The organism is Amycolatopsis sp. NPDC043889 (assembly GCF_056435645.1).
The window spans coordinates 1-23,502 of the sequence record NZ_JBWKEC010000017.1; the positions used below are offsets into that span (position 1 = coordinate 1).

Consider the following 23,502-nt stretch of genomic DNA (forward strand, 5'->3'; position numbering starts at 1 on the left):
TCACGACCACCGGCACCGACGCCTCACCGCCACCTTCCCCCGCGGGTGGGAGGGCGGTCCGATGAGGTCCTTCGTCCCGGATCTGGTCAAGATCCAGGCGACGATCAGCGGGAGACCGAGCACCCAGACCCAAGGAGCGAGCACCTCGGTCGCGATCCGCGCGAGACGTCGGCGGGTCCCGGGGGCTTCCGTGGTCTGCGTCGGCATCGCGCGTGGTCTCCTCGGGAATCGTGGCCGGAGCGGCTCCTGCCGGACTCGTGCCCGGCAGGAGCGGTGATCATCGTTCCAGACCGCGGCGGCCCGCCCGCGCGAGGATGTCCGCGCCCGCCGGGTCCGCCCGGACGGCCTCGTCGAAACTCTCCTTGGGCAGCACCGTGTTCCCGGCCACGGTCACCGTCTCGGGTGGGGTGTCGTAGCCGTCGGGCAGGGCATCCCAGAAGTTGCCGACGAAGGCGACGTGCTCCATCGGCGGTCCCACCTGGAGCACGATCGGGGTGTCGGCCCGGTGGACGATGTTGCCGAGAACGGTGATCCACGCCGCGCCGTAGTCGGTGTAGAGGCCGAAGTTGTACGAGGTGAGGACGTCGCGGATGACGTTGCCGCGGACCAGCGCCCCACCGGCGAACGACGAGCCCTGTGGGGCCGACAGGTAGATCCCGCCGCCGTCCATGAGCTTCCCCAAACTGCGCTCGACGAGGTTCGAGATCACCTGCGTGCCCTTGGCGCGCTCACCGCCGGTGATCACGATGCCGTTGTGCGGGACGTCGTGGATCTCGTTGTGTGCCACGATGGTCTCCGCCGACTCGACCACGAGGACGGCGGACGAACCGCGGTACTCGGTGCCGATGTGGTGGACGAGGTTGTCTTCGACCGCGACCCGGGTGCTCATGTGGACGGCGATCCCGCTGCCCGAGATCTCGTCGAAGACGTTCGCCCGGATCCGCACGTCGGTGGCGTCCTCGATCAGCAGTCCTCCCGCGCCGAGCCGGGTGAAATGGTTGTCCTCCAGGGAGACCCGGCTGACCGACGTGAGGCTGACGTTGGCGGGCAACTGGACCGGCTCGGCGGGCACGTGGACATAGCCCACGTCCGCGCCGAGGTCGATCTTCTGGAAGTCACCCCGCTCGTAGCGTGCGTTGCCGTGATAGTGCAGGTAGCCGCCGGTGCGGGCAGGACCGGACCAGGTCGCGTCGGTAAAGGTGAAGCCGCGCAGCACGAGGTCGTGCACACCTCGTCCGCTGATGAGCGTCTCGAGCACCGGAGCGACGACGCTGGTCTCGCCGATCTCCTCTCCGGGACGAGGACGGTAATGCAGGACGTGCTCGCCTGTGTCGATGCGGCTGACGGCGAATGTTCCCGGTTCGGTCAGGAAAGCCACGTTGTTCTCGAGCGTGGACGGTGCGGCGAGGCCGTCCCAGGAGCCGTCGCCACCGGCGCCGTACCACTTGGCGTCGTAGAGGGATTTGGCATGGTCGAAAGCGGGCTGAGCCATGGTGATCGCGGTCGAGGAGGCGTCACCGGAGATCGACGCGACCGCGAGCCGGGCTTCGGACCACGGGTAGACGCCCGGATACACGAACTCCAGCCCGGAGGGGTCCGGCCACGCCTGAGGCTCCGTGCCGTCCGTGACGTAACCTGTCGCTGTTTTCGTCACGTTTCCCGGGAGTCCGTCCGTGCGGGCCGCTCGTGCCGCGGGTTTGCCGTCGACGGTGAGCTGTCGTGGCGCCAGGTCGCCGATCGGCGCGGTCCAGACGCCGTCGTCGCCCGTCGTCCAGCTGGTGATCTCGCGGCCGCCGCTCAGTTCGACCTCGGCCTGGTCGGCTGTTCCGTAACCGTGTGCCTGGAGGATCACGCGGAAGCCGTTCGACCCGGAATCACCCTGTGTGTCAGTGAAGACAAGGGGTTCGTCCAGGCGGTGGACGCCTGCCGCGAAAGAGACGATGACGTCGCCGGTCATGGCGGCCGTCGCGGCACGGATGGCCACCTGCGCGGCTTTCGGGCTGACGAACGGCTGTTCGGCGGTGCCGGGCCAGTCGTCTCTGCCGTCCGGGGATACGAAGAACCTGATTTCGGGCATGCTGAAGCGCTCCTGCGGGAAGTATATGGGATATACTGAGGTTTATCAGCTAAACACGAGCGAGTGAAGAGCGTCAAGGGAGTAGCGGTGGCGAAAGACGACACGCAGCCGGATCCGGAGCGCGCGATCGAACTGCTGTGGGGAACGTCCGAGCCGGAGCGGCCCGGGTTGAGCCTCGGCCGGATCGTCGCGGCGGCCGTCGAGGTCGCGGACGCCGAAGGGCTTGCCTCGCTGTCGATGCGCAAGGTCGCGGAACGGTTCGGTACCACCACCATGTCGCTCTACCGGTACGTCCCCGGCAAGGCGGAACTGGTGGAACTGATGCGTGACGCGGTGTACGGCGAGTTCCCGATGGGGGCTTCGAACGGGCTCGGCTGGCGAGCGGGCCTCGAACGCTGGGCGCGGCGGGCCTGGGAGATGTACCACCGGCATCCGTGGCTGGTTCGCAGCTCCGGGTCCCGCCGCCTCCCGGGGCCGAACATCATGGCCGGCTACGACCACGCGCTGGACGTGGCTTCGCGTAGCGGTTTGGCGCCGGCGGAGGTGATCGCGGTGGTGAACCTGGTGGGCGGATTCGTCGAGTCGGCCGCGCGTCAGGCGGGGGAGGCCGCGGAGCTCCAGCGGCGCACGGGGGTGACCCATGAGGGCTGGTGGAGCGAACGCGAGTCCCTCTTCGAGCGCCTGGACCGCTATCCGGCACTGGAGCGGCTGTGGAAGGCCGGGGGAATGGATGCTCCGCTGGACACCTTCGAATTCGGGCTGCGGCGGACCCTCGATGGTGTCGAGGCGCTCATCCAAAGCCAGGGGAGTGAGGTAATCAGTGACGAAACTGGGGGAGGGGAGTGCGTCGTCTGCGGTAAGCCGCTGGATGGGGGAGGGCGGGGCAGGCCGCGGGACTACTGCTCGAGGGCGTGTCAGCAACGCGCCTATCGGCGTCGTCAGGCTCAGTCGGACTGATTCGGTCGATTCAAAGTGTATAACGACCTATTCAGTCGGGCAATTGACAAGATCAACTTTAAGCCGACGACAAAACCCGCAAAGACTGTCGGGGGCCCTGGCTAGGGTTGCCCGGTGATCACCGAGGTCTTGCTGGAGCAGTTGGAGGAGGACGCCTCGACGTCCGTGCTCTTCCAGGGTTTCTTGGAACCTGGAGCACAGGCGGCCCAGGCGCTGCTCGTGCTGGGGAAGGTCGCCCGCACCCGGTTCTGGATGCCGCCGTCCATGGTGAAGCGGTTGATCGCCGAATCCGATCCGGTCTTCACCGCGGACCGGACGACGCTGCGAGCGGAGGCTTTCTCGCCATGCTGCGGCGTCTACGCCAGGCTCGATCTGCTGGAGGCGGGTGATCTCGGTGAGGGTTGCACCAATGTGGACCTGTCCGAGGCGACGCGGACCGTTCTGGCCGGGGTCGTGGCCCAGGATCCGTTACACCTGACCGTTCGTGGTGAGGGGGTCCGCCTTCGCACTCTCGACGGGCAGAACGACGAGTCCGTGGTGCCGCTGCCGGATCGCTGGGTGTCGGGGTTCGCCGAGGTCGCCGCTGTCACGGCGGGAGCGGTCGAGAAGGCGGAGCTGGACAAGGCGGAGGCACGGAACTTCCTGCGGAGGCTCCCCACTTCGGTTGGCAAGTCTTGGGCGGTGGCGTCGGGCCGTGGGCTCCGGCTGACGTCACGGCCGGGCCGGGACTCGATCCCGGCGACCGGGCTCCATCGGTTGCGGGATCGTCGAGCCGCTCATCCGGTTCGTCCAGGGACTGACCGTCTACACGCGACCGGACAGCGAGGTCGCGACTTGGGTGCTTCGGTTGGAGCGAGCGCGGCTCGTCATCACGCTGTCCCCGGAGCCGTCCCGCGGTTTCTCGGGCGAAGGCGGCTGGCTGAACGCGCTGGCGGCGGGGCTCGAAGCGCCGGAACTCGTCGCGGGTCGCGCCGGACACGACGTCGTCGACGGCATGTGGTTCCCGCGCGAGCTCCCGAGCGGGGCCGCTCCGGCGAACGGCCGGCTGGCGAAAGCCCAGGAGCTTCTCGCCGCCGGAGCCGTCCGTATGTTGCCGGACGGTGGCTACGAGATCACCCGTGCCGGCTCGGTGCAGCGTGTCCGGCTTTCGCCCGCCGGGTGCACGTGTGCGTGGTGGGCCAAGCATCAGGAGAACCGAGGGCCGTGTTCACATGTGCTGGCGGCCCGGATGTCAGCCGCTGAGTCGTGACGCCGCCTTCGCCGCTTTCGAACCGCCCTTGAAGCCTGCGAGCCATTCCTTCGTTTCGGCGCTGATCGTGCCCGCTCCGCGGTCCACGAGGTCCGCGGCGAGCTCCAGCAGCGCGAAGATGCCGCGGTGGGAGGGCGCCAGCTTCGGCAGCAAAGTGTCGAGTGTGGACAGAACGGCGATCGGGTGTTCGTTCGCGATCACCGCGAGCCGGGGTGCCAGTCGCGTGATGATGAGCTGCGAGCCGAGTACGCCCAGCGCCTCGCCGAGCGCGCGGGGGCCGAGCATCCGCCGGTCCAGCAGGGTGAGCACGGCGTCCGTGCCGAGTTGGACGGCGGCGGGGCGTTTCAGCGCGAGGGTGGTGGCGAGGAGCGTCGTGCCGGGGAGGCCCGGTACCGAGGGGCTGTCGAGGAACGGGGGCAGCGCGGCCTGCTCCACGGGATAGCCGACTTCGATGTCGTTGAAGTACAGGTTTCCGGCGACCGTGGCTTCGAGGTGGTCGCGGTCATACGGGGACGAGACCGCTTCGTGGCATTCGGTGAAGCCGAGCCACTCGGGGGCCCGGCCGTCGAAGGGGATGCCCAGCCAGGGAGCGCCCGGTGAGACGGGTTCCGGGGTTTGTTCGACGTTCAGTGTGTTCGAGCCGTAGTGGGTCAGGCCGGCTTTCGCCGTCCAGGTGATGGCCGGTCCGGGTTCGCCGCGGAGTGCGGCGGCGGGGTCGGCGGATTCGGGGTGCCGGGCGCGGGCGGCGGCGAGGGCGGTCCAGCCCGTGTCGTCGATGGCCGGTCCGCCGAGGGCATAGCGAATGGTGTCGGCGTGCGGCCCGGTGAGATCCGCGGCGAGCGCGAGGGCTGCGGGTCTCGTGTCGGGGGCGAGCCGGAGGAGTGCGTCGGCGACGTCGTCTTCTGCCGCGTCGGGGTGTTCGAGCATGCGGGCGACGAAGGCGACGGGGTCGAGCCAGCCGCCTTGGTGGGTGGCGGCGGAGACGGGGACGGCGGTGCCTTCGAGGAGGGCGGTGACCCGGTGGTGGAGGGGGCGGCGCCAGCCGTCGACCTTCGGCGGAGGGGCGACGTCGCGTCCGGTGAGGCCGAGGATGAGGGTGGCGATCATCTTCGGTACGGCCGCGCTGTACTTCTGGTCGGCGATCCGGGCGGCGCGTTTCACCAGCGGTTTGAGGGCGTCCCGGAGTTCGCCGGCGACACGGTGGGCGCCGTCGAGGGCGGCCAGGAGGAGGTCGGCCTGGTCGGGGTCGGCGAGCAGGGACGAAAGGGCTTCGGCGACCGCGGCCGGGGTGTCGGGGATTTCGAGCGGGACGGTCAGCGTCCTGCGCTGGTCCCACGGTGTTCGGGTGGGTTCCGCGTACTCGGTGGTCTCGATGACGGGTGCCGCGTCAGGGGTGACACCGAGCCGGGCGGTGGCGATGGCGCGGACGTCGGAGGCGTCATGGGTGAGTGCCGCTTCGAAGACCTCGTTGGCGAGGTCGGTGAGTTCGGGGCGTCGGTCGGCGATGCGGCCGGTGAGTTTGAGTGCGAGTTTGGCGGTGGCGGCGCCGCGTCCGGCGGCTGCGGCGGGGAGGTGCTGGAGTGCGACTTCGTCGTCCAGCGTGCCTTGTTTATCCACAAGGGACAGTGCTTTGACGGCGAAGGAGACGGTGCGTGGGAGGCCGCTTCCGCACAGCCGGGCATAGCGGTGCTGAGCCGCTGTGCGTTCGTTCGGAGTGGGGGCGAGCGCTTCGTGGAGCGCGGTGTACCACTGGGCGCGGAAGGCGGCGAAGTCGCGGGCGAGGATGTCGAGGGTGAGGTCGAGGAGCCGGGTGCGGTCGAGTTCGCCGGTTTCGGTGAGTTCGAGCAGCGCGGTGGACCATTTGTCCTCGTCGCGGACGTACTTGTCGAAGGCGGCGAAGCTGCCGTCGCCGTTGCCTTCGATCGTGAGCAGTTCCCAGATTTCGGTGAGGGCTTCGGGTTCGGTCCGGAGCCGTTCGGCCAGTGGTTTCCCGCCGAAGCGTCCGGCCCAGCGGAACCAGCCGGCGTGGTACTCCGGTGTCCGGATGGGTTCGAGGTCGCCGTCGAGGATCATGCGGCGGATGGCTTCCCAGGCGGTGTGGTGGCCGATCATGCGCAGTGCGATCGTCTTGCGCTCGGTGAGTGATCGGTCCTGCAGGACGCGTTCGAGGATCGTGGGTGAGGCGATCCAGAGCTTGCGGAGCAGGGGGTCGCCGGCGGGGAGGATGGCCCAGAGGGCGGTCGCGGCTTGCTGACCCCTGAGCGGGTTGCGGGCGCCGTAGGTGTTGGGCTTGACCTCGACGAACTGGCTGCTGTCCTTGAAGGCGGCCAGGAGTTCGGGGAGGAGGGCTTTCCGCTCGGCGTGGGAGAGCTCGAGGGTCCGGGTGAGGACTTCCGAGGGCTGGCCGGTGAGGAGCGCGTCGAGGTGCACGGGCTCATTGTGTCGTGAGTGGCGAGGACGGTTCTAACCGTCCTCGCCACTCACGAGGTACTTGGGAAGGTGTGAAGGTCGAGTTTCTTCGGCTGAGCCGAGGGAAGGGGTCCTTCACGGACCGAGCACCTCAGGGGACGAGGATCGCGCGGCCGCGGATGCGTCCGGCGTCGAGGTCGTCGAGCGCGGTGAGGACGTCTTTGGCGTCGGAGGCCATGAGGTAGGCGAAGTTGGGCGAGCAGAACGACGTCGGGAGCCTCAGGTGGACGGTGACCTCGGTTTCTTCGACTGGCCGGAGAACGCCAAGCAGTTGCGCCGGGTGGCGCGGGAGGCGGCGTCGCGATCGTGCGGTGTCTCGCCGAGCCGGGGTCCACTGTGGTCGGTGCGGCGGAGAAGCTCGGGATGGGCCGGGCGACGCTGTACCGGAAGATGGGCCAGTACGGGATCAAGGCGCGGCAGTTCCGCTCTTAGAGGGCGGCGAGCCTGGCGAAGCCGTCGGAGCCGTGGCCCGCGTCGATCGCGTGCCGGACTTGGGCTCGTGCCGCGGTGAGGACTCCGTTGTCGAGGCCTTGCGCGCGGATCGCGTCGAGGACGTGGTCCATCGTCGCGGCGGTGGATTCGAGGGTGCCGGCGTCGCCGGAGTAGTTCTCGGTGGCGACCTGTTCGGCGAGCAGGTCGATCATGGCGGGGAAGAAGCCGAGCAGTGCCTTGGCGTGTGCGGCGATGTCGGTGGCGCCGATGTTCTCCGCCTTGGCGAGCGCGAGCATGTGGATCACTCCGCTCATGGAGGTCCAGAGCATGTCCTGCAGGGATGCGTCGAACGCTGCGGCGTGGCCGGGTGAGTCGCCGACGTGCAGCGCGTTCTCGCCGAGGGCGGCCAGTGTGGGCCGGTGTGTTTCGTAGACGTCGGCGGGGCCGCTGAAGAACAGGGCCGCGTCCGGGCCGCCGATCGCGTCGGTGGTGGCCATGATCACGCCGTCGAGGTAGTCGATGCCGTGTTCGGCGGTCCAGGCCGCCATTGTGCGGGCCTGCCGTGGTGATCCGCCGCTGAGGTTCACGAGCGTGCGGCCCTTGAGCGCGTCGGCGTCGAGGATCGACTGCGCCACGGCGTAGTCACGCACGCAGACGATCACGAGCGGGCTGGCGGTGAGCGCTTCGGCGGCAGTGGCGGCGACGGTGGCGTCGAGGCCGTTTTCCTTGCCAGGAGTGCGGTTCCAGACGGTGGTGGGGTGGTCGGCGGCGGTGAACGCGGCGGCGAGGGCGTGGCCCATGGGGCCGAGTCCGAGGACGGTCACGGTGGTCATGGCGGCTAAGCTAAACCTTGACATTGACGTGAGAGTCAAGTCGGGAGTGCGGATGCGGATCGGGGAGCTCGCGCGGCGGACCGGTGTCAGCGAGCGCGCGCTGCGGTATTACGAGGAGCAGGGCCTGCTCACCCCGGAGCGGCGGCCGAGCGGCTACCGGGTGTACGGCGACGCCGACGTGGCGGCGGTGCGGCGGATCAGGATCCTGCTGGCGGCCGGGCTGAATACCGCGCAGATCCTGGAGATCCTGCCCTGCATCGTCGACGAGGACGGCTGGTTGACGCCGGATTGCCCGGAACTGGTGGAGGCGCTGCGGCGGCAGCGCGACCGGATCGACGAGGCGATCGGTGAGCTGGAGACCACCCGCGCGAACCTCGACACGATCATCGGCAGCGAAAAGGCGGCCGCGTCCCGGGGGACGCGGCCGCCTTCGTGAAGGTGGTTCAGGCTCAGATGAGGCCGAGCTTCTTCACCGCGTCGCGCTCTTCGGCCAGCTCGTTGACCGAAGCGTCGATGCGGGCACGCGAGAAGTCGTCGATCTCCAGGCCCTGGACGATCTTGTACTCGCCGTTCGCGGCGGTGACCGGGAACGAGGAGATCAGGCCCTCCGGGACTCCGTAGGAGCCGTCGGATACGACGGCCGCCGAGGTCCAGTCACCTTCGGGGGTGCCGTTGACCCAGGTGTAGACGTGGTCGATCGCGGCGGAGGCGGCCGACGCCGCGGAGGACAGGCCGCGGGCCTCGATGATCGCCGCGCCGCGCTTGGCGACGGTCGGGATGAAGTCGTCGGTCAGCCACGCCTGGTCGGTGATGACCTCGGTCGCGGGCTTGCCGGCCACCTCGGCGTGCGCGATCGACGGATACTGGGTCGCGGAGTGGTTGCCCCAGATCGCGACCTTCTTCAGCTCGGTCACCGGCACGCCCAGCTTCTTCGACAGCTGCGCGAGGGCGCGGTTGTGGTCGAGGCGGGTCATCGCGGTGAACCGCTCGGCCGGGACGTCGGGTGCGTGTGCCTGTGCGATGAGGGCGTTGGTGTTGGCCGGGTTGCCGACCACGAGGACCTTGATGTCGCTCGCCGCGCCGGCGTTGATGGCCTCACCCTGCGGCTTGAAGATGCCACCGTTGGCCTCGAGCAGGTCGCCGCGCTCCATGCCCTTCGCACGGGGACGGGCGCCGACGAGCAGGGCGACGTTCGCACCTTCGAAGGCCTGCTTCGGGTCGTCGAAGATGTCGATGCCCGACAGCAGCGGGAACGCGCCGTCTTCGAGTTCCATCGCGGTGCCCTCAGCCGCCTTGACCGCCTGCGGGATCTCCAGGAGCCGCAGCTTCACCGGGGTGTCCGGGCCGAGCAGCTGACCGGACGCGATGCGGAAGAGCAGCGCGTAGCCGATCTGGCCGGCCGCACCGGTGACGGTGACGTTGACAGGGGCTTGGGTCATTGCGGTTCTCCAGCTTGAGGCGACATCGACTTGTACCGCGATGCTAGTCCTGTCCCGAGTCGCCGTTCGGGTGCGTCCAGTCACTGTTTTCTTGATCGATGCGGTCCGCGGCCGCATCACACCGCCGGGTGACCCGGCTCACGCGCTGCGCCGCGTGGGGAGGGAGGTCCGTGTGCGGTACGGAAAGCCTGTCTCTCCGGGATCGTCAACGGCGAACCCGCGAAAGCCTTTTTCATATCGTGCGAAGTGAATGGTGTTTTCCCGGTCCGGCGGTGTTTCCGTTGAATCCGGAAAACGGTTACAGGCCATGATTTCATTTCATGAACCGATTGCCGGGACGTTTGCGTCCGATCGGCGGACGGCATCGTGAAGATCGTTTCGCTAACATGGGTCCGCCCAGTTCCCCGCCCCCCGTGTGGAAGTTTTCGGGAAGGACCTCATGCTCAATACAATGGTCGCCGCCGTGTCGCTTTTTTCGTCGATAATAACACCGAACAGCATGTCCCCGCCGCCGGGACCGCCGCCCGATCGCGTCGTCATCGACGTCGTCACCGTCAACGGCTCCGGATGTCCGCCGGGTTCGTCCGCGGTCGCCGTCGCCAAGGACAACACCGCGTTCACCGTCACCTACAGCGAATACACCGCCCAGATCGGCGTCGGCGCGAAGCCCACCGACTTCAGGAAGAACTGCCAGCTCAACCTCAACATCCACGTTCCGCAGGGATTCACCTACGGCATCGCCAGTGCCGATTACCGCGGTTTCGCCCATCTCGAATCCGGCGCCAAGGCGCTGCAGCGGGCGAATTACTACTTCCAGGGGAATTCCCCGACCGCGCACGTCAATCATCCCGTCAACGGGCCGATTTCGGACAACTGGCAATTCCGTGACGAGGCCGAAGGTGGTGTCATCATCTACAAGCCGTGCGGTGAGGACCGGAACCTCAACGTGAACACGGAACTGAGGGTCGGTGCCGGTTCGTCGGATCCGAAGAAGACCACCAGTTTCATCACGATGGATTCGACCGACGGCGCGTTCAAGACCACCTACCACTTCTCGTGGAAGACCTGCCCGAAGTCCTGACAGCTGTTTCCGGGTGACGGCCTGCTTCCCGGTGCGGAAGAAGGCCGTCCCACCCATGCCGGTCAGGGTCTTGGCTGCCCTGCACGAGGGCTTCACCGCTCGTCGCCGCCCGCTCGGCGGCGACGAGCCTTCTCGACGACCTCATTTTCGGCGGTCACCCCCGTCCGGTGACCGAAACCGTTCTTGGGAGGATCCCATGCTCAACGCGCTGGTCGCTGCCGTAACGCTGCTCTCTTCGGTCGTCACTCCGAACGCCTGGGTGCCGCCCCCGTTGCCGTCCGACAAGATAGTCATCGACGTCGTGAACGTCAACGGGACCGGATGTAAACCGGGTACGGCCGCCATTTCCGTCTCGCCGGACAACACCGCGTTCACCGTCACCTACAGCGAATACACCGCCCAGGTCGGCGTCGGCGCGAAACCGACCGATCTGCGCAAGAACTGCCAGCTCAACCTGTATGTCCACGTGCCGCAGGGATTCACCTACGGCATCGCGGGCACGGATTACCGCGGGTTCGCCTCCTTGGCCGCGGGAGCCACCGGGCTGGAACGGGCCAACTACTACTTCCAGGGCAATTCCCCGACGTCCTATGTGACCCACAGCCTCAAAGGCCCGTTCGAGGACAACTGGCAGTTCACCGACAACATCGAAATCGGCGCCATCGTCTACAAACCCTGCGGCGAGGACCGGAACTTCAACATCAACACGGAACTGCGGGCCGCGGTCGGCACTTCCGATCCGAAGAAGACCACCAGCTTCGTGACGATGGACTCGACCGACGGCTCCATCAAGACCACGTACCACTTCTCGTGGAAGAACTGTCCCAAGCCGAAGAGCTGATTCCTGACGGCTCCGGATCCGTGGCCTCGATCCCGAACGCGCGGCCCAGCGCGATCACCGTCTCGTCGAGATGCCCGAGACTGGTGAGCACCGAACGCGCCCGCGGATCGTCGATCCGGTCCGCCACCGGCGTACCGTCGTCCCGGATCAGCGTCCCGTGCCCCGAACCGCCGGGATCACCGATCGCCTTCCTCAGCACCGCGGTGTTCTCCCGGATCCGCCCGGTGTACAGCAGCAGCCGGTCCGCCTCGTTGAGCAGCAGCCCCGGCTGCGACCGCGCGGCGACGTGGCGGGAGTGGAAGGCGATCGCCTCCACCGTGGTGAGCACGTGCCAGCCGTAGTCACGGCGGCTGCTGAGATTCACCGGATGGGTGAGCGGCTCGATCGTCGTGCGGACCTTGTCCACCGCCCGGTCCAGATCACGCGACTTCTCGATGACGCTCACGTTCTCCGCGCCGGACAGCAGGCCCGCGGCCTTCTCGACGAACTCGTCCAGCTCCTCCAGCAACGCCGAGACGTCGTCCAGCATCACCGCCCGCGTGCGCACCGGCACGATCACCACCGCCGCCAGCACCCCGGCCGCCGCGCCCACGGCGGTCTCCGCGACCCGGATCCACAGCACCTCGAGGCTGAACGTCCCCAGCAGGCTGTACAGCAGCCCGAGCATGCTGGTGATGAAGAACGCCATGATCACCTGCGACACCCGCGCCATGTAGACCATGCCGAACACGCACACCAGGATCAACGCCAGCGTCGCCGGCACACTGCCCGACACCAGCAGCGTCAGCACCAGCCCGCCCACGATCCCGATCAGCGTGCCGCCGAGCCGCCGGACACCCTTGACGAACGTCGCCCCCGCGGTCGACGAGCCGATGAACACCACGAACACGGTCAGCACCGCCCAGTACCACCGCTGGCTCGACACAAGCTCTCCGCCGAGCACGGCCAGACCGCCGCCCACCACGGCCTGGATGGCGCTGCGCGTCTGGTTGTCGTAGGCGAACGCCGACGACTTCTCCTCCTCGGGGTCTTCGGGATCGTCGGCGGCGTCGGAGACGTCGTGCTCGGCCACCCGCTGTGCGCGCACGTCGGCCAGCGCGAGTTCGGCGAGCGCGCGGCGGACGCCGTCACCGGGCGCGGCGTGCTCGTCGATCCGGCTGCCTTCCACCAGCATCTTACTGAACTCTTCGGTCTCGCTGATCAGCGGCAACTCTCGCGGGTCGCGCTCGATCAGCGACCGGAAGCGCCGCATCCGGGCGATCAGATCGTCGCGGACGTCCTCGTCGAGGTCTTCGGCGCAGGTGCGCTGCACCGTGATCGTGAGCCACTGCACCGCCAGCTCGACCTCGATCGCCCGGCGGCGGAGCCGGTTCACCGAGTCCGCGCCGATCACCTCCGGCGCGGTGTCCTCGATGAGCAGGACGGACTCGTGCATGCGGGCGTTCGTCCTGCGGAGCCGTTTGCGGGTGCGTTCGCTGCCGCCCACGGCGAGGTGGTCTTCGGCCGCGCGCACCACCGCGGCGAGCCGGGCCCGGAACGCCCGCCGGATCCGGAGGAACTCCGCGTCGGTGTGCCTGCGTACCAGGACGAACCGGACGACCGCGTTGGCCGCGATCCCGATGGTCAGCGCCAGCAGCAGCGCCGGGACCTGCTTCAAATGCGTCTGCAGGAACATCGCGAAGAAGAACAGGAAGAACGACAGCGAGCCCAGCGCGATCCCACGCGAGCCGAACCGCTGGGCGTAGACCGCGACGAAGATCAGCAGGACGAACACGACACTGTCCAGTGGCGGCACCGCCGAGCCCACGCTCGCCGCCGTGAGCGACGCCGCACCGAATACCAGCCCCAGCACCAGCGTCACCGCCTGCTGGCCCGGGGTCGCGTCGTTGACGGTGAAGGCTGACGTCATCCCCGCGATCGCTGCGACGAGGATGACCGTGAGCGGCTGGTGGAACGGCAGGATCGCCAGCACCGCGACGACGATGCTGAGGACGGCCGAGAAGCCGAGCCGGAGCCGGACCAGGCCCGGATCGGAGGCGACCAGACGGTCGGTCGTGGCCTGGGTGATGCGGGTGATCATCGGGCGAGCAGCTCTCCTTGGGCGAGGGTGACCCGCCGGGCGGTGGACGAGGTGACGCGAAGACGGTATCGGGCGTACCTCGCCGTCCCGGCGAGGGCGAACGGCCGCGTCTGGCGGCGCCAACGGAACTTCTCGCCTTCACGCTGGTCCAGCAGCGTCCAGTGCTCGCCGTCGTCGGATCCCTCCAGCACCCACGAACGCGGATCGCCCCCGCGGCTGCCCGAGGTCAGCGTGTACATCACCACCTCCCGCGACCCGTTCTCGACTGGGAACTCGATGACCGGTTCGCGCTCGGGGAAGGTGACCTCGGTCTTGGTGGTGTCGTCGAACAGGGGACCGCCGGCCATCGTGATGTCCGTGAGCGGCCGCGGGTCGGCGGGCTCGGCTGGGGAGCGGCCCCAGTCCGACGGCTGCTCGCCCATCGTGAACCGCAGCACGGCGCCCTCGGCCAGCGTGGAATGCGGGAGCGAGCTGCTGTCGTGCGGACGTCCGTCGATCGTGAGCCCTTGGACGTACACGGTGTCGCCGGTGTTGCCGGGCGCCTCGATGACCAGGTCCTTCCCGTTCTCCAGGTGGACGGTCGCCTTCGTGAACAACGGTGCGCCGATCACGTACTCGGGGCTGCCCATCGCCAGCGGATAGAACCCGAGCGCGGCGAAGACGTACCAAGCGGACATCTCGCCGTTGTCCTCGTCGCCCGGATAGCCCTGGCCGAGGTCGCTTCCGACGTAGAGCCGCCGCAGGACCTCCCGCACGATCCGCTGCGTCTTCGAGGGCGCGCCCGCGTAGTGGTAGATCCAGGGGATGTGATGGGACGGCTGGTTGGAATGTCCGTACTGTCCCATCCGGACGTCGCGGGCCTCGGTCATCTCGTGGATCAGCCCGCCGTAGGAGCCGGGTTTGAGTCCGGTCTCCGGGGTCGCGAAGAAAGTGTCCAGTTTGGACTCCAGCGCTTCGGTGCCGCCGTGCAGCGCGGCGAGCCCGGCGCCGTCGTGGGGTACCGAAAAGGCGGTGTTCCACGAGTTCGTCTCGGTGAAGTCGCCGCCCCATGCCTCGGGGTGGTAGCCCTCGGGGGCGAAATGGCGGCTGCCGTCGCGGTTGCGACCCTGGAAGAAGCCGATCAGAGGGTCGAAGTGGTTCGCGTACTGCTGCGAACGCTGCCAGAAGTACGCGGCGTCGTCGTGGTGCCCGAGCGCTTCGGCGAAATTGGCCAGGCCGAAGTCGTTGATGCAGCCCTCCAGTGCCCACGACAGCCCTTCGTGGACCGACGTCGGCGTGAAGCCGAGGAAGATCGACTCGTGCAGGCCCTTGCGGCCGACGCTCTGCCCGCGCGGCGTCACCGTCGCGTTCTTCAGCGCCGCTTCGTAGGCGGCCTCGACGTCGAACCCGCGCACGCCTTTGAGGTACGCGTCGGCGAACGCCACGTCGGAACTGGTGCCGGTCATGAGGTTGGCGTAACCGGGGGAGGACCAGCGCGAGATCCAGCCGCCTTCGCGGTACTGCTGGACGAACCCGTCGATCATCCGCCCGCACCGGCCGGGCGTGAGCAGGGCATACGCGGGCCACGTGGTGCGGTAGGTGTCCCAGAAGCCGTTGTTGACGTACATCTCGCCGTCCACGACCTTCGCGCCGGTCCTGGTGCGCGTGCTGGGCCAGAGGCGGCGGATGACCGGGCTCGCGTGACGGACACCCTTCGGGGTGACTTCGTGCGCGGAGTTCGGATACAGGAACAGCCGGTAGAGGTTGGAGTAGAACGTGGTGCGCTGGTCCTCGGTCGCGCCCTCGATCTCGACCCGGTCCAGCACCTCGGCCCACTGCGCGCGGGCCTGGTCACGGACCTGCTCGAAGCTCGTGCCTGCCGGGATCTCCTGATCGAGGTTCCGCTTGGCCTGCGCGAGGCTGAGCAACGACGTCGCGATCCGCATCGTCACCTCGCCCGCGGCGAACTCCAGGAAACCGGTCACCGTGCGCCACACCGGACGCCGGATCCTCCCTCCGCGTTCGGCCGGGACGTCGAACTCGGCGTGCACGAACATCCGCCGCGCCCCGGCCGACAACCTGCTGCGCACCCAGGTGTGGCCGGTGACCACGCCGTTCGCCGGGTCGAGCCTCAACCCGCCCCGGTTGAGGGCGTTGTCGAACAGCAGCCAGCCGCGATCACCCGGGAAGGTGAAGCGGAACAGCGCCGCGTGATCCGCCGGTGCGATGTCGGTGGTGACGCCGTTGGCGAACCGGACACCGTAGTGATGCGGCCGGTCGACCTCGTCGTCATGGGAGAACGCGAGCGCGCGCCGGACCCGGTCGGCCTCGACCGGACCGATCCCCGGCATCACCTGGAAGGTGTGCCGGTCGCCCATCCACGGGCTCGGCTGATGCGACAGCGCGAACGCCTGCAGCGCCGGACGGTTCGCGGCGTCGTTGTGCCGGTGATAGCTGTAGATCCAATTGGTGGCGCCCGCGTCGGTGACCGGGGACCAGAAATTGAAGCCGTGCGGGACCGCGGTCGCGGGGAAGTTGTTGCCGCGCGAGAACTTGTCGCTGGACTGTGTGCCGCGGGTGGTGCGGACGTGGTCGACCGGCTCGCGGATCCCGACCGCGCGTTCGGCGATCCGGACGTCGTCCACCCAGCCCGTGCTCTCGCCGTCCGGTGGTTCGCTGACCAGGGCGACCCGGGCGATCCGCCGTCCGGCGAAGTCGCCCAGCCGGCGGCGCACGAGATTCCACTGGTCCACGTACAGCGTCTTGTCCAGCCCCTGCTCCGTGGCGCTGAACCCGGCCGATGTGCCGTCGGCGAACTCGACGTCCAGCGCCACGAAGGTGCCGCGGTAGTCGGTCCCCGCTTCGGGGAAGACCACATAGGACAGTTCGGTGTCGCCGGTGACCTCGACGTCCACTTCGAACACGGTCGCGCGCAGCGTGTTCTCGTAGCGGAGGGCGTGCGCGCCGGTGAAGCCGACGCCGGTCTTCGCGGTCGGCGACGAAGCCGGGCCGGTGCCGACGCGCAGGGCCGGATCGACCGGCTGCGGATCACCCGTTTCGAAGGAGGAGAAGAACCCGGTGATCGTCACCAGGCCACCGTAACTCGGACGCGTGAGCGCGGCTCGGTGTGCCGCATCCAGAGGACTAAACGCGTGAGGAAAGGAACTCCTCGAAGGTGCCGACGCCGGTCGCGTTCTCCGGCGTCAGGTTGCCGCCCGCCCGGAACGCCCGGGCCGCCTTGCCCGGCAACCACAGCGACACGATCGGCTTCCGGCGTCCCACCGACCGCTGATACGCCTCCGCCAGTTCACGGGCGCTGCGCACCTCGGGGCCGCCCATGTCCGGCACCCGCCCCGACGGCGCACCGGACACCAGCTCGACCAGCCGATCCGCGACGTCGGCGGTGCTGACCGGCTGGAACCGGAACCCCGACGGCATGAACGTGACCGGCAGCCGCCGCTGCGCCGCCGACGCCCGCGCGACGAGTTCGTGGAACTGCGTCGCGCGCAGCACCGTCCACGGCAGACCGGACTCCTCGATCACCTTCTCCGAGGCCAGCTTCTCGTCGTAGTAGAAGAATCGGATCACGTCGATGCCGACGATCGAGATGTACACCAGATGCGGACCGCCCACCCGCCGCGCCGCCTCGACCAGGTTCCGCGTCACCCGCTCGTCCCCGCGGCCCAGCGTCGACGCGCAATGGATGATCGCCGAGACACCGTCGACCGCCTCGGCGAGGCCGTCACCGGTCTTCAGATCGCACCGCGCCCATTCGGTCGGCTCGTCGGCGGGACGTGGTCGCCTGCTCATGATCCGGGTCGGCCGACCTTCGGCCACCAGCCGCCGCACCACCTCACGGCCGAGGTCGCCGGTACCGCCGGTCACCAGAATCGGGTTCGTCACCTTGATCCTCCGTTCACGAGAGCTTCCACCCTCAAGAACCGGCGGGCCACCCCGCCGGATGCCCTGTACATGGACGTGCGGAAACTGGCGGTGCGGGGCGCTTCCGCCTGGCCTCGTGAGTGGTAAGGACGGTTAGAACCGTCCTTACCACTCACGAGACCGATGTGATCATGGCGGTCCCAGAGGTAGTGAAGGCCTCCTTGCCAACCCTCAGGGTAGGCAAGGAGGCCTTCACGGACCGGCCCGCGGCAGATCCCGAGACCACGGTCGGACCTAGCCGTCCTTGCCGCTCACGAGCGCCGTATGATCGGGATATCGGGGTAGAAACGTGCCCGCCGTACCGGGCACGCGCATACGCGGTATCGAATGAACCGTCACTCCTTCACTTCGAAGGAGTACGTGATGCGTTCCCCTGTCCAAAGCCCCTCCCTGGCCGGGAAATGGCCCGCGCTGGCCGGGCTCTCGGCCGTGTTCCTGGTCGAGATGCTCGACAACTCGATCCTCAACGTCGCGTTGCCGACCATCGGCCGTGAGCTGTCCGCCTCGACGACCACCCTGCAATGGGTGACCGGTGCCTACTCCGTTGTGTTCGGCGGCCTGATGCTGGCGTTCGGTGCCTTGGCCGATCGGGCAGGAAGGCGCAAGATCATGCTCACCGGGCTCGTCCTGCTCGGACTGGCGAGCCTGGCCACGCTGCTCGTCACCTCCGCGTGGCAGCTCATCGCCGTCCGGGCGCTCATGGGTGTCGCGGCCGCGATGACGACGCCGGGATCACTCGCCCTCGCGTTCCGCCTGTTCGACGACGACGTCCTGCGCGTCCGCGCGACCACGCTGATCTCGACCGTGGGCCTGATCGGCCTCGCCGTCGGCCCCACCGCCGGCGGGCTCGCACTCACCGTCGCGCCGTGGCAGTCGCTGCTGCTGGTGAACGTGCCGGTCGCCGCGCTCGCGTTCCTCGGCATCCCCGCCGACGAGCCCGCCGACCTGCGCCACGATCCGATCGACGTCGCCGGTGCCGTGCTGGGAACCGCCACGATCGTCCTCGCGCTGGTCGCCCCGACGCTCTTCGTCGAAGCAGGCACCGCCTCGACCCTGCCTTGGGGTGCCACCGTTGCCGCGCTCGTCGCCGGAACTTGTTTCGTCGTCCGCGATAAGACCGCCCGGCATCCCTTGCTCGACCTGGAACTCATCGCCCGCCCGCTCGTGTCCAGCGGCCTGGCGCTCAAAGCCGCGGCGGGGCTGGCGACCGCCGGCCTCGGGTACCTCGTGACACTGCAGCTGCAGTTCGGTCTCGGCTGGGCACCCGCTCAGGCGGCGCTGGGAATGCTGCCCCAAGTCATCGTCCTCATCGCCGGAGGCGCCCTCATCGGCCCGCTGATCACCCGCGTCGGCCTCGACAAGGCCGCCTGGCTCAGCGCAGCCGCGGTGGTGTGCGGGCTCGCGGTCTACACGGTGTTCGGCGGGCTCGGTTACGCCTGGATCGCCGTCGCGCTCGCCCTCGTGGCAGCGGGGAGGCGCATGGTCGGTGTCGTGGCGGGCACCAACGTCATGCGCGGCCTGCCCTCGAACCGGACCACCATCGGAGCCGCGCTCGTCGACACCTCCAGCGAGGTCACCACCGGGATCGGCATCGCGCTCAGCGGCACCATCCTGGCGCTGGTCTTCCCCGGCGCGTTGACGGCGGCTCAGCGGTCGGCCGACTTCCCGAAGGCGATCACCTGCGCCGGGCTCGCGCTCACCCTGCTGTCCGCGGCCCTCGTCGGGTTCGGTATCTTCCGCGGCCGACGTCCCGAATAGACGTGAAGGCCCCCTTCACCGCGCCAGGCGCAATGAAGGGGGCCTTCACGTACTCACCGGAGGACTACAGCTTCGCGCACTGCCCGGCGGCCGGGCCGCGGACGGTGTTCTGCAGGTCGTAGTCCGTCGGAACGGGGGAGTTGGCCGCGCACGCCAGAGGTCCACCGATCGTGCTGGCAGTCAGCACCGGCCCCTTGTTGCCCGTCAACGCCACCGGCCCGCCGATCTCGGTCAGCTCGATCGAGACCGACCCGGTCGTCCCGGTGATCGCCACCGGACCGCCCACCTTCGTCCGGTCCAGCACGACCTGCGCCGCGCCGGTCGCCGTCAACGGCCCGGAAATCGAGCCGCCGCGAACGATCAGGCTCGCACCCGCCGCCACCGACACCGGACCGGAGATCGTCGCACCGTCCACACAGGTCACGCCGCTCCGGACGGTCAGCGGACCCTTGCGCTCGCCGGTGATCGTCTCCGTGCATGCCGCGTCGGGCTTGCCCAGCACCTCGAACTCCGACAGCGACGCCTCCCCGCCCGTGGTCGCGGTGACCTCGAGCCGGTAGTAGGCGTAGTGCGCCGGATTCGCGATCTTGAACGCCCTGGTCTGCTGGCGCCACTGGAACGTCTGGTCGGTCCGCCGATCCGCGACCGCCCACGTCTTCCCGTCGTAGGAGCCCTTCAGCACCCAGCTCTTCGCGTCACCCGCGCCCTTGCCCGAAGTCAGCGTGTAGAACGAACCCGCCTCGTTCGTCGAAGGCACCTGGTACTGGATCGGCGCCTTGACCTTCGCCTCGGTCCGCGACGTGTTGTCGAAGAACGCGGCGTCCCCGCCGGAGACCGGCTTGGTCAGGTCGTGCACCGGGGTCGGCACCGCGTCGCCCTTGGTGATCGACTTCGGCGCGTCGTCCGGGCCGGTACCCCACGACGACGGGTTCGGGCCCATGTCGAAGTCGAGCGTCCCGCCGTTCGCGATCGCCGAATGCGCCAGTGACGTCGAGGTCTGCGCCTTGCCGTTCACCTTCAGACCCTGCACGTAGACGTTCTTCGCGCTGTTCTTCGGCGCGTTGACCACGATCTTCTTGCCGCCGGGCAGGTTCACGGTCGCCTTGGTGAACAGCGGCGAGCCGATCGCGTAGTCCGAGCTGCCGACCTGCAGCGGGTAGAAGCCCAGCATGCCGAACAGCCACCAGGCCGACTGCTCACCGTTGTCCTCGTCACCGCCGTAGCCCTGGCCGAGCTCGCTGCCGACGTACAACCTGGCGAGCGCCTCGCGGACCTTCGCCTGTGTCTTCGACGGCTGACCCGCGTAGTCGTACATGTAGAGCGTGTGATGCGCGGCCTGGTTGGAATGCGCGTACATGCCCATCCGCACGTCCCGTGCCTCGGTCATCTCGTGGATGACACCGGGGTAGGTGCCGAACTTGAGACCCTGCTCCGGCTTGGCGAAGAACTCGTCCAATTTGGACGCCAGCCCCGCCTTGCCGCCGAAGAGGTTCGCCAGGCCCTGTCCGTCCTGCGGCACCGAGAACCGCATGCCGTACGCGTTGGTCTCGGTGTAGTCGATACCCCAGACCTCCGGGTCGAACTCCTCCTTGCTCCGGGTGAACTCGCCCGCCGCGTCACGGCCCTGGAAGAAGCCGACACTCGGGTCGAACACGTTCACGTACTGCGTCGCCCGCTCGGTGAAGTACCCGTAGTTGTCCAGGTACTCCTGCTTGCGCGGATCGTTCGCCGGAGCCTCGTCGTGGAGCTTCTTCGACATGTTCGCGATGGCGTTGTCGTTGACGTAGCCCTCGATCGCCCACGAGAACCCGTGGTCCGCGGTGTTCGGCGCGTACCCGAGGAACGTGCCCTCGTCGATTCCTTTGCGTCCGACCGCGCCGTTCGGTGGGGTCACCGTCGCGTTCTTGATAGCCGAGTCGTAGGCCGACTGGACGTCGAAACCCTTGACTCCCTTGAGGTAGGCGTCCGCGAACGCGGCGTCCGAACTCGTGCCGGTCATCAGATCCGCGTAACCGGGGGAGGACCAGCGTGAAATCCAGCCGCCGTCACGGTACTGCTGCACGAAACCGTCGACGAGCTTGCCGGTGGTGTCCGGGCTGAGCAGCGAATACGCCGACCACACCGTCCGATAGGTGTCCCAGAACCCGTTGTTGACGTAGAACTCGCCGTCGACCAGTTTCGCCCCGGTCTGCGTCGGGGTGTCCTGACCGGCCTTGGGCGACACCGGGCTCGCGTACTTCTTCACCGGCTTCTCGACGGTGCCGACGTTCTCGAAGCCCGAGTTCGGGTACAGGAACAGGCGGTACAGGTTGGAGTACAGCGTGATCAGCTGGTCCTTCGAGGCGCCTTCGACCTCGACGACCTTGAGCTTCTCGTCCCACGCGTTCTGCGCGGCACCGGCGACGGACTCGAGCGTCGCGTTCGGGGCGAGTTCCTGCTCCAGGTTCTTCTTCGCCTGGTCCACGCTGATCAGCGAGGTCGCGATCCGCATGTTCACCGTCTTGTCGGCGCCCGCGTCGAACTTCAGGTAGCCGAGGACGTTGTCCCGTTTCTGGTCGCCCGAACCGGTCGACAGCTTCGAACCGGCGGTCACCGGCTTGTCGAAGGTGGCGTAGACAAACATCCGGGTGGCGCCGGCCGACAGCCCGCTCTTCACGTCGCTGTACCCGGTGATCGCCCGGCCGGCGGGGTCGAGGGTGAGCCCGCCGTTGTTGTTGACGTTGTCGAAGATCAGGTTCGAGTCCGCCCCGGGGAACCTGAAGCGGTACAGCGCCGCGTGATCGGTCGGCGCGACCTCGGCCTTGATCCCGTTCTCGAAGTCGACACCGTAGTAGTGCGCCCGCGCCGTCTCGTTCGAGTGCTTGAACGGCAGCTTCCGCGCCTCACGGTCGGGATTCGGCACGCCGGACGCGGTGGAGGGCAGGAACTGGAAAGTCTGCCGGTCCGCCATCCACGGACTCGGCGCGTGACTCGCGGAGAACGCCTGCAGCGCCGGGAGGTTCTGCTCGTTGTTGCGCGAGTGGTAGGAGTACATCCAGCTCAACGTGCCCGCGTCGGTCGTCGGGATCCAGAAGTTGAACCCGTGCGGAACCGCGGTGGCGGGCATGTTGTTGCCCCGCGAGAACGACCCGTTCGACAGCGAGCCGCGAGTGGTGAGCACGTTGTCGGACGGGCGAAGGCTCGCTGGCGGTGTCGGCGTCGCCGAAACCTTGATGTCGTCCAGCCAGCCCTGCAGCGAACCCGGGCCGTCGGCGTTGTCGTAGCCGACGAGGATCCGGTCGATCGTCTTGCCCTTCGCGACCACACCGATCTGCGAGCGCACCAGGTTCCACTGGTTGGTGTACAGCACCTTGCTCGCGCCCTGGCCCTGCGGGGAAAGCCCGAAACCGTACTGGTCGACCGCGCCGAGCTGGCTCAGATAGGTGCCGTCGGTGAACGCCAGGTCCACCGCGACGTTCGTGCTCGGGTACTTGAGGTCGCCGCGGATGAACTCCGGCTGCACCTTGTACGACAGCTCCGAGGTCGCCGCCACCGGGAGGTCGACGTCGAAGATCTTGTTGTACGACCAGCCGTGCCCCTGCGCCTTGTGGCTGCCGGAGTAGCGGAACGCGCGCAGACCGGTGAACCCGACCCGGTTCTTGCTGGTGTAACCGCTGCCGGGGCCGCTGTCGGTGAAGCTACGCATGTTCGGCAGCGCAGGCGGGGCCGGGTCCTCGTTGGCCAGCAGCAGCTCCGAGAGCTGCATGATCGGGCCGCCGTTGTTCTTGGTGATCTCGAGCCGGAAGAACTTGTACGCGGCGCTCGCGGCGGCGAGGCGGTATTCCTTCTTCTGGAACGGCTCGCTGAACTTCTGCCCGGTCTGCTTGTCCAGATCGGTCCAGGTCTGGCCGTCGGCGGAGCCCTTCAGCGTCCAGTCCTGCGGGTTGCGGTTGTCGAAGTCGTTCGCCGAGGACAACGCGTACCGGGTGATCGACGTCGGCTCGGACAGCGTGATCTGCGCCCAGCCGGTCGGGGTCCAGGCCAGCCACTTGGTGTCGGTCGAGCCATCGACGAGGTTCGCCACCCCCTCGTTGGGGGTGTTCTCGCTGTTGGCGGAGACCTCGGTGACCTTGCCGCGGATGTCACCGGGGATGGTGGTGGCGTTCGCGCCGTCGACACCGAAGGCCTTCGGCTTGCCGGACGGGTCGACGTCGACGGTGTCGCTCCACGTCGGCTCCGGTTCGCCCGGCTCGAACGAGGAGTAGAAGTCCGGCGGGGCCTCTTCGGCCGCGGCGGTGGCGGGGAGGGCTACCAGCCCGGACGCCACGACCGTGGCACTCAGAAGGCTGCAGACCCAAGGTCTGACGCTTCGGGGCATCGTTGCAC

At 68.3% G+C, this 23,502-nt stretch carries 17 protein-coding genes; 8 read left to right on the plus strand and 9 right to left on the minus strand.

Annotated elements, in window-relative coordinates; translation table 11 throughout:
* Nucleotides 1-277 (plus strand): hypothetical protein (locus AC0685_RS27150; protein WP_478228105.1); only part of this gene is annotated, 277 nt, incomplete at its 5' end.
* Here the strand turns inward: AC0685_RS27150 and AC0685_RS27155 are convergent.
* Nucleotides 278-2,077 (minus strand): right-handed parallel beta-helix repeat-containing protein, encoded by a 1,800-nt coding sequence (locus tag AC0685_RS27155; RefSeq protein WP_478228106.1) that lies wholly within the window; start codon nt 2,075-2,077, stop codon nt 278-280.
* An 87-nt stretch (nt 2,078-2,164) separates the two neighbouring features.
* Between AC0685_RS27155 and AC0685_RS27160 the strand changes: the two genes are divergently transcribed.
* Nucleotides 2,165-3,034, plus strand: a complete 870-nt coding sequence (locus AC0685_RS27160; RefSeq protein WP_478228107.1) for a TetR/AcrR family transcriptional regulator C-terminal domain-containing protein — start codon at nt 2,165-2,167, stop codon at nt 3,032-3,034.
* Between the two features lie 101 nt (nt 3,035-3,135).
* On the opposite strand, the gene AC0685_RS27165 is transcribed toward AC0685_RS27160, so the two are convergent.
* The gene (locus AC0685_RS27165) at nt 3,136-3,339 is read right to left on the minus strand and encodes a hypothetical protein (protein ID WP_478228108.1); all 204 of its coding nucleotides are present in this window, start codon (nt 3,337-3,339) and stop codon (nt 3,136-3,138) included.
* A gap of 542 nt (nt 3,340-3,881) precedes the next feature.
* Between AC0685_RS27165 and AC0685_RS27170 the strand changes: the two genes are divergently transcribed.
* The gene (locus AC0685_RS27170; RefSeq protein ID WP_478228109.1) at nt 3,882-4,283 is read left to right on the plus strand and encodes an SWIM zinc finger family protein; all 402 of its coding nucleotides are present in this window, start codon (nt 3,882-3,884) and stop codon (nt 4,281-4,283) included.
* On the opposite strand, the gene AC0685_RS27175 is transcribed toward AC0685_RS27170, so the two are convergent.
* Nucleotides 4,266-6,713, minus strand: coding sequence for a DUF6493 family protein (locus tag AC0685_RS27175; protein WP_478228110.1), 2,448 nt, complete (start codon nt 6,711-6,713; stop codon nt 4,266-4,268). The genes AC0685_RS27170 and AC0685_RS27175 overlap by 18 nt on opposite strands.
* A 345-nt stretch (nt 6,714-7,058) precedes the next feature.
* Here AC0685_RS27175 and AC0685_RS27180 point away from each other — a divergent pair, with 345 nt between their 5' ends.
* Nucleotides 7,059-7,184, plus strand: coding sequence for a helix-turn-helix domain-containing protein (locus AC0685_RS27180; protein WP_478228111.1), 126 nt, complete (start codon nt 7,059-7,061; stop codon nt 7,182-7,184).
* Here the strand turns inward: AC0685_RS27180 and AC0685_RS27185 are convergent.
* A complete protein-coding gene (locus AC0685_RS27185; RefSeq protein ID WP_478228112.1) occupies nt 7,181-8,017 on the minus strand; it encodes an NAD(P)-dependent oxidoreductase in 837 nt (278 codons plus the stop codon). The genes AC0685_RS27180 and AC0685_RS27185 overlap by 4 nt on opposite strands.
* Before the next feature lie 52 nt (nt 8,018-8,069).
* On the opposite strand from AC0685_RS27185, the gene AC0685_RS27190 reads away from it, so the two are divergent.
* On the plus strand, nt 8,070-8,453 hold the full coding sequence (locus tag AC0685_RS27190) for a MerR family transcriptional regulator (protein WP_478228113.1): 384 nt from the start codon (nt 8,070-8,072) through the stop codon (nt 8,451-8,453).
* A gap of 13 nt (nt 8,454-8,466) precedes the next feature.
* On the opposite strand, the gene AC0685_RS27195 is transcribed toward AC0685_RS27190, so the two are convergent.
* A complete protein-coding gene (locus AC0685_RS27195; protein WP_478228114.1) occupies nt 8,467-9,456 on the minus strand; it encodes a malate dehydrogenase in 990 nt (329 codons plus the stop codon).
* 439 nt (nt 9,457-9,895) lie between these two features.
* Here AC0685_RS27195 and AC0685_RS27200 point away from each other — a divergent pair, with 439 nt between their 5' ends.
* Both AC0685_RS27200 and AC0685_RS27205 read left to right on the plus strand, forming a co-directional pair.
* Entirely contained in the window at nt 9,896-10,537 is a 642-nt protein-coding gene (locus AC0685_RS27200; protein ID WP_478228115.1) for a DUF4360 domain-containing protein, read from the plus strand.
* A 196-nt stretch (nt 10,538-10,733) separates the two neighbouring features.
* On the plus strand, nt 10,734-11,378 hold the full coding sequence (locus tag AC0685_RS27205) for a DUF4360 domain-containing protein (RefSeq protein WP_478228116.1): 645 nt from the start codon (nt 10,734-10,736) through the stop codon (nt 11,376-11,378).
* Here the strand turns inward: AC0685_RS27205 and AC0685_RS27210 are convergent.
* From AC0685_RS27210 to AC0685_RS27220, 3 genes are read right to left on the minus strand one after another with little or no spacing between them, the layout of a single operon-like run.
* The gene (locus tag AC0685_RS27210) at nt 11,326-13,458 is read right to left on the minus strand and encodes an FUSC family protein (RefSeq protein WP_478228117.1); all 2,133 of its coding nucleotides are present in this window, start codon (nt 13,456-13,458) and stop codon (nt 11,326-11,328) included. The two genes, AC0685_RS27205 and AC0685_RS27210, sit on opposite strands and share 53 nt — an antisense overlap.
* A complete protein-coding gene (locus AC0685_RS27215; RefSeq protein WP_478228118.1) occupies nt 13,455-16,526 on the minus strand; it encodes a GH92 family glycosyl hydrolase in 3,072 nt (1,023 codons plus the stop codon). The genes AC0685_RS27210 and AC0685_RS27215 overlap by 4 nt, the downstream gene beginning before the upstream one ends.
* A 55-nt stretch (nt 16,527-16,581) precedes the next feature.
* Nucleotides 16,582-17,340 (minus strand): SDR family oxidoreductase, encoded by a 759-nt coding sequence (locus tag AC0685_RS27220; RefSeq protein WP_478228119.1) that lies wholly within the window; start codon nt 17,338-17,340, stop codon nt 16,582-16,584.
* 402 nt (nt 17,341-17,742) lie between these two features.
* Between AC0685_RS27220 and AC0685_RS27225 the strand changes: the two genes are divergently transcribed.
* Nucleotides 17,743-19,137, plus strand: coding sequence for an MFS transporter (locus AC0685_RS27225; protein ID WP_478228120.1), 1,395 nt, complete (start codon nt 17,743-17,745; stop codon nt 19,135-19,137).
* Nucleotides 19,138-19,201: 64 nt separating this feature from the next.
* Here AC0685_RS27225 and AC0685_RS27230 read toward each other — a convergent pair whose 3' ends face one another.
* The gene (locus AC0685_RS27230; RefSeq protein ID WP_478228121.1) at nt 19,202-23,494 is read right to left on the minus strand and encodes a GH92 family glycosyl hydrolase; all 4,293 of its coding nucleotides are present in this window, start codon (nt 23,492-23,494) and stop codon (nt 19,202-19,204) included.
* Nucleotides 23,495-23,502 lie beyond the last annotated feature (8 nt).